15 protein-coding genes are annotated in these 15,855 nt (G+C 37.6%); 1 reads left to right on the top strand and 14 read right to left on the bottom strand.

Going from position 1 to position 15,855, the window contains the following annotated elements; all coding sequences use genetic code 11:
• Positions 1-9 precede the first annotated feature (9 nt).
• Positions 10-903, bottom strand: coding sequence for an N-acetylmuramic acid 6-phosphate etherase (murQ, locus tag V6S17_RS00775; RefSeq protein ID WP_029091503.1), 894 nt, complete (start codon positions 901-903; stop codon positions 10-12).
• A gap of 197 nt (positions 904-1,100) precedes the next feature.
• Here murQ and V6S17_RS00770 point away from each other — a divergent pair, with 197 nt between their 5' ends.
• Complete coding sequence (locus V6S17_RS00770; RefSeq protein WP_029091504.1) at positions 1,101-1,718, top strand: MBL fold metallo-hydrolase; 618 nt, start codon at positions 1,101-1,103, stop codon at positions 1,716-1,718.
• Between the two features lie 661 nt (positions 1,719-2,379).
• Here V6S17_RS00770 and V6S17_RS00765 read toward each other — a convergent pair.
• The 13 genes from V6S17_RS00765 to V6S17_RS00705 all read right to left on the bottom strand — a co-directional run bounded on the left by V6S17_RS00765 (position 2,380) and on the right by V6S17_RS00705 (position 15,638).
• A complete protein-coding gene (locus V6S17_RS00765; protein ID WP_036027289.1) occupies positions 2,380-4,734 on the bottom strand; it encodes a beta-glucosidase in 2,355 nt (784 codons plus the stop codon).
• Positions 4,735-4,761: 27 nt separating this feature from the next.
• Positions 4,762-6,963 (bottom strand): beta-glucosidase, encoded by a 2,202-nt coding sequence (locus tag V6S17_RS00760; protein ID WP_244877106.1) that lies wholly within the window; start codon positions 6,961-6,963, stop codon positions 4,762-4,764.
• On the bottom strand, positions 6,924-7,502 hold the full coding sequence (locus V6S17_RS00755; RefSeq protein ID WP_051535974.1) for a hypothetical protein: 579 nt from the start codon (positions 7,500-7,502) through the stop codon (positions 6,924-6,926). The genes V6S17_RS00760 and V6S17_RS00755 overlap by 40 nt, the downstream gene beginning before the upstream one ends.
• A 141-nt stretch (positions 7,503-7,643) precedes the next feature.
• Positions 7,644-9,767, bottom strand: a complete 2,124-nt coding sequence (locus V6S17_RS00750; RefSeq protein WP_029091505.1) for an AraC family transcriptional regulator — start codon at positions 9,765-9,767, stop codon at positions 7,644-7,646.
• Between the two features lie 168 nt (positions 9,768-9,935).
• The gene (locus V6S17_RS00745; RefSeq protein ID WP_029091506.1) at positions 9,936-10,430 is read right to left on the bottom strand and encodes an NUDIX hydrolase; all 495 of its coding nucleotides are present in this window, start codon (positions 10,428-10,430) and stop codon (positions 9,936-9,938) included.
• Positions 10,431-10,467: 37 nt separating this feature from the next.
• Entirely contained in the window at positions 10,468-10,791 is a 324-nt protein-coding gene (locus tag V6S17_RS00740; RefSeq protein ID WP_029091507.1) for a MazG nucleotide pyrophosphohydrolase domain-containing protein, read from the bottom strand.
• 342 nt (positions 10,792-11,133) lie between these two features.
• Positions 11,134-11,271, bottom strand: a complete 138-nt coding sequence (locus V6S17_RS00735) for a hypothetical protein (protein WP_036027293.1) — start codon at positions 11,269-11,271, stop codon at positions 11,134-11,136.
• Positions 11,272-11,386: 115 nt separating this feature from the next.
• Positions 11,387-11,779, bottom strand: coding sequence for a 30S ribosomal protein S9 (rpsI, locus tag V6S17_RS00730; protein WP_029091508.1), 393 nt, complete (start codon positions 11,777-11,779; stop codon positions 11,387-11,389).
• Positions 11,780-11,797: 18 nt separating this feature from the next.
• A complete protein-coding gene (rplM, locus tag V6S17_RS00725; protein ID WP_029091509.1) occupies positions 11,798-12,235 on the bottom strand; it encodes a 50S ribosomal protein L13 in 438 nt (145 codons plus the stop codon).
• A 157-nt stretch (positions 12,236-12,392) separates the two neighbouring features.
• On the bottom strand, positions 12,393-13,151 hold the full coding sequence (gene truA / locus V6S17_RS00720; protein ID WP_029091510.1) for a tRNA pseudouridine(38-40) synthase TruA: 759 nt from the start codon (positions 13,149-13,151) through the stop codon (positions 12,393-12,395).
• 3 nt (positions 13,152-13,154) lie between these two features.
• On the bottom strand, positions 13,155-13,952 hold the full coding sequence (locus tag V6S17_RS00715) for an energy-coupling factor transporter transmembrane component T family protein (RefSeq protein ID WP_029091511.1): 798 nt from the start codon (positions 13,950-13,952) through the stop codon (positions 13,155-13,157).
• Entirely contained in the window at positions 13,945-14,817 is an 873-nt protein-coding gene (locus V6S17_RS00710; RefSeq protein ID WP_029091512.1) for an energy-coupling factor ABC transporter ATP-binding protein, read from the bottom strand. The genes V6S17_RS00715 and V6S17_RS00710 overlap by 8 nt, the downstream gene beginning before the upstream one ends.
• Positions 14,793-15,638, bottom strand: a complete 846-nt coding sequence (locus tag V6S17_RS00705; RefSeq protein ID WP_036027296.1) for an energy-coupling factor ABC transporter ATP-binding protein — start codon at positions 15,636-15,638, stop codon at positions 14,793-14,795. Before V6S17_RS00705 ends, V6S17_RS00710 begins: the two co-directional genes overlap by 25 nt.
• Between the last annotated feature and the right edge of the window lie 217 nt (positions 15,639-15,855).

Here is a 15,855-nt window from a genome sequence, read left to right as displayed (position 1 = left end):
GTTCCCCCCTTAGTCTTTTGCAATTGTGCGACGGACAAAGCCTTTATTCTCAACCAAGCTATTTGTCGCTTCTTCATAACTCATATTTGTTAATACCATTACAATCGCCGTTTTCACATGGTGATTACTCTCTTCAAACACACGTTCAGCTGTCGCTTCATCACAACCTGTTGCATCTTTAATGATATTTTTGGCACGTCGCACTAATTTAATATTTGTTGAACGAACATCTACCATTAAGTTTTTATATACTTTACCGATACCAATCATTGCTGTCGTTGAAATCATATTCAACACTAATTTTTGTGTTGTTCCAGCTTTTAGACGCGTTGAACCCGTTAGTATCTCTGCCCCTGATACAACTTCAATTGCAATATCAGCATGCTCACTAATTTCAGCAGGTGCGTTACACGCTATACTTCCCGTCGTTGCACCTATGTTTTTCGCATAATCCAAACCACCAATAACATAAGGTGTACGACCACTCGCCGCGATACCAATGACAACATCGTTCTCAGTTAATTGGGCAGCTTTCAAATCAGCAACCGCTAATTCCTCTGAATCTTCAGCACCTTCAACTGCATCTTTAATCGCTTTCGCGCCACCCGCAATTAAGCCTTGTACCATTTCCGGTTCAGTACCAAACGTTGGCACACATTCAACCGCATCAAGGATACCTAAACGACCACTCGTTCCAGCACCAATATAAAATAAGCGACCCCCTTTTTCAAAAGCCGTAATAACCGCTTTGACCATTTTTTCAATCGCAGGTAATTCTTTAGCAATCGCTTTCGGAATTGTTTCATCCTCTTGGTTCATCACAGTTAGTATCTCTAAGACAGACATCTGATCTAAGTCCGCTGTTTTCTCGTTACGTTTTTCAGTGTTTAAATGTTCAATCATTTATTCCCACTCCTTTAATATAGATATGTACACGTTTACAAAACAAGTGTATCGCACATGAAATTATATTTCAAGTTAATTATTAATTATTTGTAATAAAGTTTCTTAATTTGTGAACAACCTTGAACATTATGATTTCTATTTGAAATTTATTTCATGTTATAATGGTTTTGCATCTAATAGAAGGAGGGTTTTTTATGTTGAAAATTGAACGTATCGTTAACGGAAACATTCAAGAAAACTGTTATATCGTACATAATGATCGTTATAGCTTAATTATCGATCCTGGTGAAGATTATGAGACAATCGTTGCAACAATAGAGAAAACAGCAACGAAACCAGTCGCAGTTTTATTGACACATGCGCATTTTGATCATATCGCCTCTTTACAACCTATACGCGACCTTTACACAATTCCGGTCTATGTCAGCCCCATTGAAAAAGAATGGCTTGTTAATCCTGAGTTAAATCTTTCAGCAGGCAGCGGTAACCCGATTGTAGCAAAAGCCGCCGAAGAACTATTTGAAACAGGTAAAACCTATACACTAGGTGATATTTCTTTTCATGTCGTTGAAACACCCGGACATTCACCAGGCAGCGTAACCATTGTTTTTGAAGACTTTATCGTATGCGGCGACGCCCTGTTTAAAGGAAGTATTGGACGAACTGATCTCTACTTAGGCAGTCAAGAACAACTCGTACAAAGTATCCGCGATAACATACTTACTTTACCCGATATATTGCCAGCCTATCCAGGCCATGGTGACAGCACAACAATCGGACATGAAAAAGCAACAAATCCATTTTTGAAGTAAAAGTGAAAACACCTAGCTCATCCTTCAATAAATTGGAAAAATAAAAAAACATTCGTTAGACTAGAAATTTTAGTTAGTATAGACTGGTCCATGTCTATTTAAAACTTAAATTTCAGGTCTAATGTTTTTTTGTTTTGAAATTTATCTGGAGGATAGGTGTTCCAACTGGAGAAAAAGTAAAAGAATAACAAGCTCATTCTACTTTATCTCAATTGGAATGCTAAAAAATCACTCATTAGACTAGAAATTTCAGTTGGGGTAGGCTGATTCACGCCTACTAAAGCACTTAAATTTCAGGTCTGGTGAGTTTTTTGCGTTTATGAAATTTTGATAAAGTAAGCTTGGAATTCTGGAGAAAAAGTAAAAGAATAACAAGCTCATTCTACTTTATCCAAATTGGAATGCTAAAAAATCACTCATTAGACTAGAAATTTCAGGTCTTGTAGTGATTTTTTTGCGTTTATGAAATTACTGACATCGTTACGGATTTATCCGTTTACGAGAACAGTATGGGACGAAGATTTCTCAAGCAATTAAGTACCAAACCATTGTTTTAGTTGAAGTACTAGAAAAAAATTTGCTGAAAAATAAAAAAGCACCTTCCAAATTATTTGGAAGGTGCTCAGACTAAGAAGATAGTATTAGTAGTTATCTTTTTAAACTACTTTGTATTGCCGTTTATCCAACGTAAGTAACGTTCTACTTTTTTACGACTAACTTTGCCTCCAGTGAAACGTTCAATCTGTCGAAATGGCATGTTCAATACAAAGTAAATATTATTCGCCCACAGAGGCTGTTTAACGATAGTTAGACAGTTTTTCACTAACATCACTGTGCCATAGGTTAATTTACCAAGCCAATTTTTATTTTTAGCTTGTGCAATAGTATCATTCATTCCCAATGGATCAGCAGGTGACCATAACGCAGCTGGCGGATAATAACCTAATAGTTTGTGAAACTCCTCATCGGATATCGCCTGAATATTTCCAGATGCATATTCAGGATACCTATCTAGATTAAATTCATCACTCTCATTTTTAGCAGCACATTCAATTGTTGTTTCTAAACGAATATCTTGTAGTGAACTTCCTATTTGAATACGGTATACCCCCGCTTCAATTGCCCAATCTTCATGCATCACACTATAATAAGCAAAAGCTTGCTCGTCCAAATTTATTGTAATCGTTTTAGTCTCACCGGGTTCTAGCCTCACCTTTGCATACCCTTTTAATTCGCGTTTTGCTCGAATGATTTTTGTATCGGCCTTTTCAACATAAAGTTGGGCGATTTCTTCACCCGCAACTTTCCCCGTATTCGTTATATTAAACGACACACTTAGATCTGTGCGAACAATGTTCGAATAGGCAAACTGCGTATAGGATAGACCATAACCAAACGAATAACGCACCGGCACGTTCATCGTATCAAAATAACGATAACCAATAAACAAACCTTCACGATGTTCAGACGTCGCTTCTCGCCCTGGATAATAGGGTGCTGATGGAACATCCCCATAGGTAAAGGGGTAACTTTCACTGAGCTTTCCACTAGGATTGTATTCACCTAATAACACTGCGATCAAAGCTTCTGCGCTTCCTTGACCTGCAAGATACGTATGCACTAGACCTTTCACACCTGACTCATCAGCAAAAGGCAACTCAAGAACGCCACCACCTGCTAAGACAACTACGATTTCTTGATTTACTTTTAGTAATTCGTTGATAAGTTGTAATTGATTGTCAGGTAATTCAAGCGTATCTCGATCTATCCCCTCCGCTTCACTACTCTCATCCAACCCCATAAACACTAACACTTTATCTGCATTTACAGCAAGTTCAACCGCTTGTTTGATTAACGATTTGCTTTTGCCACCCATCCGCTTGAAACCTTGTGCATAGCCCACTACATCCAACTGCGTTTTCTCCAACAGTTCCAACGGGCTTTGAAGTTGCGTGGGATTAATCAAAGAACTTCCCGCACCTTGGTAACGTGGTTTGTTCGCAAAATCACCCACAATGGCCACTTTTTCTTGTGGGTGTAACGGTAAAATTTCAGCTGAATTTTTTAATAATACCATTGAACGTTTTGCAGCTTCCACAGCCTTCTGATGATGTTCTTCCAAATCAATTGTTAACTCTCTTTCTGCCACTGCATGAGTCGTGAAAACAAGTGATAACATGCGATCAACAGCTTCATCAAGAATCGTTTCCGCAAGATTACCGTCCGTAACAGCCTCAACAATTTCCTTATCAGTAATGCCGTTAGTAGCGGGCATCTCCAATTGATTACCCGCCTTTAAACCTGCTACACGCTCATTATTGCCGCCCCAGTCTGTCACAACCACACCTTGATAGTTCCATTCATCATACAAAATTTCATTCATAAGATGAGGATGTTCATTGGCATAGATACCATTAATTTTATTATACGATGACATCATCATTTGCGGCGCCGCTTTTTCTACCACTCTACGAAAGCCTTCTAGATAAAGTTCACGCAATGAGCGCTCATCCACAATTTCATCGATCGTCATACGCATGTGTTCTTGACTGTTAACCGCAAAGTGTTTAGGGCAAGCTGCTACACCCTCACTTTGAATCCCCGTTACTTGTGCACTCGCTAAAGTTCCCGTTAGAAATGGGTCTTCTGAAAAATATTCAAAGTTACGTCCGCAAAGCGGATTACGTTTTATATTTAAACCGGGACCTAGTATGGCACTCACATTTTCAGAGACACATTCCCGCGCTAAAAACTGCCCCACTTCTTCAACCAGTTGCTTATCCCAACTATTCGCCAACGTGGCTGCAGTCGGATAACACGTGGCTGGAATACTCGCATTAAGTCCCAAGTGATCGGCTTTCCCACCTTGTTTCCTTAAACCGTGCGGTCCATCTGTCATCATGATCCCTGGGATATTTAAGCGTTTAATCGCTTTTGTATTCCAAAAATTTTCTCCTGACATCAGTGATGCTTTTTCTTCTAGTGTCATCTTGTTAATCAACGCTTCATATTTCAACGTGATTCACCCCCTCTGCTCTAACTTTTATTTAATTAAATATGTTTGTAATAACGCATATAAAATATTATGCACACTCGTTCTAAGCCCTAATGCTGTGCCAGATGGATCTGCTTTATAGGCTTGCTCAATCCGTTTTATATTTTTAGGCGCACTCATTGTATCGAGCATTAAATCATTACCCGCTACAATGGCATCATCCGCATGCATGAAACCAAAAACAGCATCACTCGAAACCATCCCTTTAAAGCCCCACTCATCACGTAATACATCATTTAACAACTCTGTATTGCCACCTGCCCATTTACCATTAATCATACTAAAACTTGACATTGTTCCTAAATTCTTACCTTCTTTCACGGCTATTTCAAAGGGGCGTAAATGCAATTCACGAATCGATTGTTCGTTCCCCCAAACATATAAACCTGAGCGAGCATTTTTTTCTTGATCATTCATCGCAAAATGCTTCATAAATACAATAATATCTTGCTCTTGCGCTCCTTTTATTACAGCAGCCCCCATCTTTCCTGATAATAGCGGGTCTTCTGAAAAGTATTCAAAGTTACGTCCACCCATTGCTGTTCGATGAAGATTAACAGCAGGCGCATACCAACCATGAACGCCATATACTTTTGCTTCCTTTCCAACTACTTCACCCATCTCATAACCAAGCGCATTGCTCCATGTTGCTGCCAAAACATTTTCCGATGGGAACGAGGCGGCTTTGAACTTTTTGAAGAACGAATTCAGTCCAGCCGGTCCATCCAATAACATTGAAGCTGGTATCCCTAAACGGTCAATCGCCTCTGTTTGATACGCTCCTTTTACAACATAATTAATTAATTCATCCTTCGTAAATTGATCTAAGAACTGCTCCCACTTTGGATCATCATGTGCTAGATTTTTTAAATCACTTAACTTCAGACCATTATCTTTGCCAAACGCCGGCATATCCAACTTAGAATCTGTTGGCGTTTTTGCTAAATCATCTAAAACAAATTGTGGCGCTTCATCGTTGATTTTTTTATCTGACGGGTAGGTTCCTTTCCAATCATCACGTGATAAATAGGTTAATCCTGCTTCGCTTGCCTCAAATTGATTTTTGATTGTCGTACCCGTTGCGGAATCTTCTTTAATAACTTGACGCTTCGCAACCTCATACGTTAATTTTTTTCCTTTATCATGCACATTTTTTGCTAACTTAAGCTGATACTTACCCTCATCTAGCACATAGGCTTCCTCTGTTTGAGAATCGTATGACGCCATATCATTCGTTGCAAATGATAGTTTCAACGTTTGTTTTTCTCCAGGTTGTAACTCCTTTGTTTTATCATAGGCACCTAAAGCAACTGCCGCTTTTTCTAAACCACCTTTTGTATACGGTGCTGAATAATAAAGTTGTACGACGTCTTTACCTGCTACCTTACCTGTATTTGTCACTTCTACCTCAACACTTATTTTTTTGTCAGTCATTTTTTGACTGGCTACTTTCCAATCAAATGTTGTGTAACTTAAACCATGTCCGTAAGGGAATTGTACTGCTTTTTGATAGCCTTGTTCATCGCCTTTATAATACGTTTCGTAAAAACGATACCCAATGTATATCCCTTCTTGATAATTAACAAATGACTGTTTTAAATTTGTATAGTTATAATCACCAAAATTTTCAGTTGCTGGCGCTGATTGACTATTATAGGCATACGTATCTGTTAAACGTCCCGATGGATTAACTTTACCCGCTAATACATCACCCAAAGCTTCCGTACCGAATGGCCCTGGTATCCCCACCCAAACAATCGATTTAATCTGCGGGAATTCTTCTAGATAACCTAATTCAAGCGCATTACCTGCATTGACGACAATAGTCACATTTTCAAAGTTTTCTGCCACTTTTTTAATTAGCGCTTTTTTATTCGCCGTTAATCGTAACTGCTCCTCTGACATATCACTGCTTTCAACACCCGAACTTGTAAGTAATACCACGGCATTATCTGAATAATCTTTAGCCTGTTTTAGCACATTATCTTTCAAATAAGAAACATTCGGTTCATCTTTATCGGTTCCTGAAACCATCGATTTCAGAACTTGCGTTAAACCATTTTCATTTTTTTGCTTTTGGAGTGCCTTAACCTCATCGAGTTCTGTATAAAATTGATATAATTGTTTATTATACTCAATGCCCGCATTCTTCAAACCATCAAATAAATTAACGGCTTCTGATGTATCAATGCCACCAGAACCGCCTCCACCGTAACGGAAATCAAATGAAGCTGTTCCAAATACATTAACGGTTTATCGTCTAATGGTAGACTTCTATCTTCGTTTTTCATCAATACAATACCCTCATTAGCGATCTTACGAGCCACTTCATTACCTGCAGCTCGAGCTTTTTCACCTGCCGGCGTCTCTGTGTTAATTGTTATGTTTTTACCTGTCATCACATTATACATATGTGCAGCAGTTGGACCTACTTTAATACCGACACCAACAACCGCAAGCGCAACAACCGACCAAATCATGAGATTTCGTGGTCTGTTTTTAATTTTACGATAGAGCTTTGCATCTTTTTTTCGTTGTTTTTTCACTGATTTACTTAAAGTTTTAAATTCCTCTTGTGTTACCTTTTTAACTGCTTTAGCTTTCTTTTTTAATTCATCACGTTCAGTTACTGTTAAATTCTTTGACATTAGCCGTTGTTTTTTTGCTAATTCTTTGTCAGTTTTTACTTGTTTTGCTATTTTTAGTTTGCGTTCTTTTTTCTCATTCATCAGACTAACCCCCCAATTATGTTTTACATCATCATTATATGATAACGCTTACAGTTTTGAGGTTGTTTTATTGTTGAAAAACAACAAAATATTGCTGCCTATCATTACACCATGTAACGATAGACAGCAATATTTAACAGTTTAATCCAGCATTTTATCTAATTGAATATAATAAATGCCCAATAACGGTAAGGATACTTCTAAATGGTAATTCTCTTCTATTATTTTTTCTATTTCGATTGCTGGTTGATGTACGTTATTATAAGCCATAACATCCATTAACGAAGGAGTTGCTGTTTTATCCAGCACTATTAATTCGTCTTGTTGTTGTTTAATTTTGGGTGATAAACGACGACTACTTTTTTCGGGACGAACCATTAAAATCCGATAATTTTCTCGCCTCTTCGTAACAATACAATGTTCATCTTGGTATACAATCTCTCGATATAGTTCACTGATGAATTGATACGCATGAATGTTCACTTTGAAAAAACCATACGCGTCCATGAGAGCCATTTTCGCTGCTAATTCTGTTGGAAAATAATTAAAAAGCGGCGTAGCATCTAACGAAAGTGGTATATAATAAGCACCGTCACTTTTGAGCTGGTTAAGCATATACCATACTGTAGAATTGGCCATTGTCAGCTCGGTCATTTTTATCAAATACTCATCCTGATCAAACGATGCCATTTGCTTAAGTATTGCTGTCTGACCTTTAATATTTTCCATCTCTACAATTCGATCAATAATTGCAGGTGCTTCCAAGGCAACCATTGCCTGTTCTAACGGCAGCTCTCTGACTTGAGAAAAATCATCAATACTTTTTATCATAATACCACTGTTATTTTCAACGTCAGCAATGTTATGTGGATGCCTCGGAAAATGAAGATGGATAGGGATTATCTCTACAAAATATGGAATTGCCTCGACTAACTCTCTACAAAGTGAACTATCGTTTCCCTCTTCATAAAAACATCTAAACTCTAAGACCCAACCTGTCATATCTGGATAGTTACTTTGTAGATGATAAGACAGTTGTTTTAATACTTTTAAAAAAACAGCTTTTTCAGATGGTTTTATCGCTTCCCAATCCACTGTCTGTAACTGAATATAGGGTAAGAACCCCTGTTGTAAAATATTATCAATTATATCGGTCACATCTTTAAAACAGATTTCTTTTTTAGCATTATGTTTAACTTTCAAAATGATTTTTTCCACAGCAATATAACGCACACCTAATTGCATCAGTTTCAAAGCAGTTGTATTTGTTAAATTAAGTGGATTTAGTTTGACAACAAAATTTTTAATAGCCATTTTTCCAATAACGCGAGAAAGATCGATGCTCTTATTAAAAAGCTCAAAATCATGTTTCTTTAATTCACTTATTTCCTCAATTGTTATATAGTTTTCCAGTAATTGATAGACATCTGACTCTTCTATACCTGGCGTATCAGTAAATAAAATCGGTTTCTTTTTACGGAATTCTGTTGGTGTCATTCCATTTCGTTCTTTAAAAACATCACTAAAACTTCGCACATTTGGAAAGCCATTATTAATCGCAATCTCTCCCACCGATAAATGACTCGTTTCCAACTGACGTATCGCGTATAACAAACGAATCTCCTTAAGGTACTTACCTACTGACATTCCTAAATCTTCTTTAAAACGATGTGCCAGATAAAATTTACTCACATAAAAGTGATCCGCCAGCTTTTGTAAAGTTAATTTTTCGGTATGATGTTCATTAATATAGGCCATCACTTCTCTGTTTTTAATTTTATTATCATTATCTATCGTTCGATTAAATGATAGCGGCTCAATTGTTAATGTTCGCAGCAATGTCCCAAGAACTAAAGAGACACACCCATTAATTATTGCTTGATAGCCTTTTTTCTTTTGCATTTGTTCAATATACAAGCGGGAGAGTAATTTCGTTAAATTTTTATAGGCATCATGATGATAACTTAACGAGAGTGGACGGGTTAACTTAAACTGACCGACTAATTTTTCAAACTCCAGCAACTGTATATTCAGCATTAAAACACGGTTTTTAGAGCTTCCCACCATCCCAATTATTTCACCGGGATTAACAAGAAAAATGTCACCCGCTTTTAATAAAATGACCTTCCCTTGCTTTAAAACCTCTAAGTGATCAGCCAAAATAAATAACACTTTTAAATCATCATTCACATGAAAATCAACCGTTTCAATTGTTTCTAATGCTATTTTGGCAGATTTAACTGTCATCTCAATTTTCGGCACCATTTCTCACCCTCATTTCTATCTCTAGCTTCTCTCTTCTTATTTTAAGTTATCTTACAATCGAAAGATAGTTTTAGCTGTTAAAAAAAGAGTTATCCACATGTGGATAACTCTTTCACAGAAAACTTATGCACTTACACTGTATAAGTTGTGGACATCTATTTTATAACTTTAGCAATTATCAGCTTTAACTTCCCATGCTTCATAATGTACAGCTTCATTTATATTCGTTGTCTTATCATTTTTTTGTTCTTGTAGCACTTTAAGTACAAGTGGCGACGCATTGTCGCTATTTAACTTATTAAGACCGATCCATTCAAAACCAGCAGAATCATTAACTTCACATTGTAATTGTGCAACTTTATCATGAATGGCTTTAGCTTTTATATCAAACAGAACAAACATGTGATGAACCGTTAGAGCCGTTCCTTCTTCTTTTACAAATACGTCATAACAACGATTGTTCTCATTCGTAATTACTTCATAACCTGTTTCCTCCAGAACTTCACGTGCTAATGTTTCAATTAAACTTTCACCACTTTTTTGACTGCCGCCAGGTAGATCATAACGATATCGATAAGGCCCAGTTGCTTTATTGATACATAACAATTTATCTTCTTGAAAAAAAACGGCGTAAACACCGAAATGTGTTTTTAATAATGACACGCTCTCACCTCCTACTCATTTAATAAACCCGAGCCCATTATTCTTCTTTGGCATAACGTTTAGCCAATTTTTCTTTATGAGAGCTAAATACCTCTTCTAATGAAATATTATATTTATTTGCAATGACGATTACATTACCCAAAACATCGCCCAATTCCTCAACTAAGTTAGCTTTATTTTGCTCCACAGATGTAACAATCTCGTCCGGCCGGTCACGACCAATTTCTAATGCTCTAATCGCACGCGCAACTTCACCTGTTTCTTCTGCTAAAAAACCAATGCGAACAAAGATATCTAGCTCCGACCAACCACGTTTTTCGTAATAATCACTCACCCATTGTTGAAATTCTTTTACATCCATTTTTATGCCCCCTTAAAAATTAACTGCTCTTAGTTTAACAAAGTTATCATTTTCGGGCTAGTTTACATTTTTCCACATAAACAAGGCCTCTATCATTTACGGTGTTGGTTAAATTTTACTGATGGTTATTTTCCGCAAAAAATAGCGACATTTTTAAAATCACTGAAAAATTAAGTCACCGCAGCAACTTCCCTCACGTAAAAAACGACTAAAAATAAACAGCTACCAAAAAAGGCAGCTGCAAAAATGACTTATTTTACTTTTTTTTGGAAAACAACGTTATTTAACACTGACTCCAATTAAAAAAAGCACCCGCCAATAGCCGATGCTTCAATACTTCTCCTACTTATTAAAAATATGTGGACCACTACGCATATTCTTCACATCATTCTTTGGTGCAGCCATCTTTTTCGATCTACCGCCACCGGTTTTTTTCTTTTTAATCAACTCTAATAATTTCTCTTTTGCCTGTTTATCCATCTTCCATACCACCTTTATTTCGAATGTTTTTTACAATAAATAAAATTCATTTCTACTTATCTAAATAAAAAAGATGCTTCGCAACAAAATTGTGCGAAACATCCAAAAGTTGTTATTAACGTTTTGAGAATTGAGGAGCACGACGTGCACCTTTAAGACCTGGTTTTTTACGTTCTTTCATACGAGGGTCACGAGTTAAGAGACCAGCTTGTTTAAGAGTTGAACGGTATTCAGGATCTACTTGTAATAACGCACGAGCAACACCGTGACGGATAGCTCCTGCTTGACCAGTGTATCCACCACCATCAACGTTTACGAAAACATTGTAGTTACCTACAGTTTCAGTAAGAGTTAAAGGTTGTTTGATAACTGAACGTAAAACTTCGAATGGGATGTAGTTTTCTACATCGCGGCCATTGATTGTAATTGTACCATCGCCAGGAACTAAACGAACACGGGCAACAGAGCTTTTACGACGACCAGTTCCATAATATTGTACTTGTGTCATATTATTTTTCTCCTCCTATTATCCGCGTACTTTGTATTCAACTGGTGATTGAGCAGCATGTGGATGTTCAGTACCAGCGTACACGTTCAATTTTGTAAATTGTTTACGGCCTAAAGTTGTTTTTGGTAACATACCTTTGATTGATAATTCTAACAAACGGTCAGGACGGTTTGTACGAAGTTCACCAGCAGTAATTGATTTTAAACCACCTGCGTAACCAGAGTGACGGTAGTAAATTTTCCCATCAGCTTTGTTACCTGTTAAAGCGATTTTTTCAGCGTTGATAATGATAACGAAGTCACCAGTATCGATGTGTGGTGTGAAAGTTGGTTTGTTTTTACCGCGTAAGATTGCAGCGACTTCACTTGATAAACGACCAAGTGGAACGTCAGTTGCATCTACGACATACCAGTCACGTTGTACTTCGCCTGATTTTGCCATATATGTTGTGCGCATTTGTTTTGCCTCCTAAATGATAAATTCATTCTTTTTTTTTATTTAAAAACTCTGTCATTGTTATATAAGCATAATAAGTTTCCGGGGCTTATCATGGGGTAAACAATACCATATTCAATACTACAATGTTTCACCTCTTAAGTCAAGCATCACATTATTATTTTTTATTATCCTTCTCATAAAAAACTTCCCATAAATATAACGCCTGTGGTGGTGCAGTCCTACTCACTAAAGCAGTTCGATCTTTTTTATCGAGCGCAACTTTAATTTCCGCAGGTGTTAATTTTTTTTGCCCAACGTACAGTAACGCACCGACTAAAATACGCACCATATTATATAAAAAACCACTGCCTGAGAAAGAGAAAATCCAACCATCTTCTGTGGGCATTATTTTAATTGCGTAGAGATTACGGACCTTACTTTCACGATCTGTTCGAGCAGAACAAAAACTTGTAAAGTCATGTTCCCCTTCCAAAATACGTGCAGCTTGATTCATTAATGACTCATCCAAATCAAATGGATAGCGCAATGCATAATGACGGGAAAAAGGATCATGTTGTGGTGAACGTTTCACAAAATAACGGTATTCCTTACCACTAACATCGTAACGCGCATGAAAATCAGCCGCGACTTCTTCAACTGACACAATTGCAATATCATCTGGTGTCAACGTCTCCAATCCACGATAATACCCTTCAACAGGAATACTGAAGGGTGAATCCCAATGGATCACTTGGCCTTTTGCATGAACACCTGTATCGGTGCGGCCTGATGCATTGACCACCGTCTTTTGCCCTTTATGCATTTTTGTTAATGCCTTTTGAATTTCTTCTTGAACTGTCCGACCTGTTGCTTGAATTTGATAGCCTAAAAAGCCTGAACCATCATACTGAATCACTGCTTTATAACGTGTCATATACTAACCTCCTCGCAACATAAAGAGTGCTATTGTGTAACACACCATAATTAGTATCAGTAGTGTATCACGTGCTTCCCATTTTAAAATGCGGTACTTTGTGCGCCCTTCTCCGCCATGGTAACCACGAGCTTCCATCGCAATTGCTAAATCTTCCGCGCGTTTAAAAGCGCTGATAAAGAGCGGTATCAATAACGGAATAATTGCTTTTACACGGGCCAGAAGAGAGCCACTGTTAAATTCAACACCACGAGATTTTTGAGCCATCATTATTTTTTCAGCTTCATCCATCAACGTGGGGATAAAACGTAATGCGATACTCAGCATTAATGCCATCTCGTGCACAGGGAATTTGATTTTTCGTAAAGGATTTAATAACGCTTCAATCGCATCTGTTAATTCGATTGGGCTTGTTGTTAAGGATAAGAGTGTTGTCATAAAGATAATGAGCACAAAACGCAGCGCAATAAATATCGCGTTACGAATACCAAAATCAGTGATATACAACGGCCCAATATGCCACAGCACATTCCCATCTTTTGTGAAAAATAGTTGTAAAATAACGGTAAGCAAAATAAGAAACAATATCGGGCGTAATCCTTTGATAAAGAACAAAAACGGTACTTTCGAAATATATAAGAGCGCTAATACCAAAACGAAGGATAAAGCATACGTCCAGATGTTATTCGCAAAAAAGACCATGATAATAAAATACATAACCGCCATTAATTTTGCACGCGCATCAATGCGGTGTAGCCACGAGTTCCCCGGAATAAAACGACCCAAAATCATATTATTCATCGTTTTGTCCCCCTCGCCAATCAGTCGTTAAATACGCCACTAATTCTGCCCGTGTTAAACAGGTCACCGGCCATTTTTCAGCTGTTTGTGCTTCAATTTGACGTTGTACAACGAGTGCACTCGGTTGTCCAATTGCCAAACCATGCATGCGCTCATCTTCTGCAAACAATGCACGTGGTTCGCCAACAGCACTCACTTTACCCGCTTGTAACACAATCATCTTATCGGCAAATTCTGCCACATCATCCATATTATGTGTAACCAAAATAATCGTAATGTTTTGTTCCTTGTGTAAACGATTAAAAAGATCCATCATTTCACGACGTCCACGCGGGTCTAAGCCAGCAGTTGGCTCATCTAGGACTAAGATGTCAGGTTCCATCGCCAACACTCCTGCAATCGCTACACGACGCATTTGTCCGCCTGATAATTCAAACGGCGAACTTTCTTTAATACTTTCTGGCAAGCCAACGATTGGCAATAAGCTTTCTGCACGTTTTTTCGCATCTTCTTTTGATACACCAAAGTTCATTGGTCCAAACATGATATCTTTCACAACTGTTTCTTCAAATAACTGTGCTTCTGGAAACTGAAAAACAACACCAATTTTTTGACGAATTTCTTTTAAGTTTTTATATTTTTGACCCGCAATAATTTCACGTGAATCAAAAATAACTTTCCCCGCAGTTGGTTGCAATATCACATTTAGATGTTGTAACAGAGTTGATTTACCAGAACCAGTATGACCGACAATCGCCGTATAAGTCCCGTCTTCCACAGAAAAAGAAATGTCTTTCAATGCTGTTTTCTCAAACGGACCACCGACTTGGTACGTGTATCCTACTTTTTCAAACGTAATTGGCATAAGGCGTTCACTAATTCTCCTTCCGAAAAATAAACATCTTCGAAAACGAAGCCTTGTCTACTTAGATCGTTTTGCAATTGATTAACAAATGGGACATCTAATCCAATTGCTTGTAATTTTTCTGTTTCTTTAAAAATAGCTGAGGGATGACCTTCCATCATATACTCGCCTTTATTCATCACAATCATACGGTCCGCTAAACTCGCTTCTTCCAAATCATGTGTGATTGAGATAACTGTTAAATCATGTTGCTCTTTTAGACGCTTAATCGTTGCTAATACACTTTCTCGACCTTCAGGGTCAAGCATAGATGTCGCTTCATCTAAGATAATGAGCTGAGGGCGCAATGCAACCACTCCAGCTATCGCTACACGCTGTTTTTGACCCCCAGACAGGCGAATAGGTTCATATGTTTCAAAACCTGTCATACCGACGTCAGCGAGCGCTTGAGCAACCCGTTCCACCATCTCGACTTGAGCGATACCATTATTCTCTAATCCGAAAGCAACATCATCCTGAACAGTAGCTCCGACAAATTGATTATCAGGGTTTTGAAAAACCATTCCCACTTGACGGCGAATGTCCCAAATGTTTTCTTCGGTCATATCATAGCCAGCAATCGTCACATTACCTGACTGCGCAAACAAAAGTCCATTGATAATTTTTGCCATTGTCGATTTACCAGATCCATTATGCCCCACAATCGCTAACCACTCACCATGTTTAACTTGAAGTGAAACATCATGTAACACTTGTTTCTCTGGTTCTGTATCATAATAAAACGAAATGTTCTCCAAAGTTACTATATCTTTTGTGTTCATTGAGTTCTCCTCTATCAAAAAATGTCATTATTAACTGTTATTCTAACACGTTCATCAAAAAAAACAACGCAAAAAAGACTGATTTGTTAACTTTCTATAAAAAAAGATAACAAATCACTCTTTTTTTCTGGAAATATAAAAAGGACCTTTGTCCATCGAATAGATCGATTTTCAAAAGCCAAATTATATTCTCACATTTTAAAAACAAAAAAAGCCG

This window comes from Brochothrix thermosphacta DSM 20171 = FSL F6-1036 (genome assembly GCF_036884295.1).
Taxonomy (GTDB): Bacteria; Bacillota; Bacilli; order Lactobacillales; family Listeriaceae; genus Brochothrix; species Brochothrix thermosphacta.
The sequence above is the reverse complement of the archived record's forward strand: the minus strand, read 5'-3'. Positions and strand labels throughout refer to the sequence as shown.

Coding starts and splice junctions, on each gene's coding strand:
- murQ (WP_029091503.1), bottom strand. CDS start 903: ATGATTGAACATTTAAACACTGAAAAACGTAACGAGAAAACAGCGGAC.
- V6S17_RS00770 (WP_029091504.1), top strand. CDS start 1,101: ATGTTGAAAATTGAACGTATCGTTAACGGAAACATTCAAGAAAACTGT.
- V6S17_RS00755 (WP_051535974.1), bottom strand. CDS start 7,502: ATGAATGAGAAAAAAGAACGCAAACTAAAAATAGCAAAACAAGTAAAA.
- V6S17_RS00750 (WP_029091505.1), bottom strand. CDS start 9,767: ATGGTGCCGAAAATTGAGATGACAGTTAAATCTGCCAAAATAGCATTA.
- V6S17_RS00740 (WP_029091507.1), bottom strand. CDS start 10,791: ATGGATGTAAAAGAATTTCAACAATGGGTGAGTGATTATTACGAAAAA.
- V6S17_RS00735 (WP_036027293.1), bottom strand. CDS start 11,271: ATGGATAAACAGGCAAAAGAGAAATTATTAGAGTTGATTAAAAAGAAA.
- rpsI (WP_029091508.1), bottom strand. CDS start 11,779: ATGACACAAGTACAATATTATGGAACTGGTCGTCGTAAAAGCTCTGTT.
- rplM (WP_029091509.1), bottom strand. CDS start 12,235: ATGCGCACAACATATATGGCAAAATCAGGCGAAGTACAACGTGACTGG.
- truA (WP_029091510.1), bottom strand. CDS start 13,151: ATGACACGTTATAAAGCAGTGATTCAGTATGATGGTTCAGGCTTTTTA.
- V6S17_RS00715 (WP_029091511.1), bottom strand. CDS start 13,952: ATGAATAATATGATTTTGGGTCGTTTTATTCCGGGGAACTCGTGGCTA.
- V6S17_RS00710 (WP_029091512.1), bottom strand. CDS start 14,817: ATGCCAATTACGTTTGAAAAAGTAGGATACACGTACCAAGTCGGTGGT.
- V6S17_RS00705 (WP_036027296.1), bottom strand. CDS start 15,638: ATGAACACAAAAGATATAGTAACTTTGGAGAACATTTCGTTTTATTAT.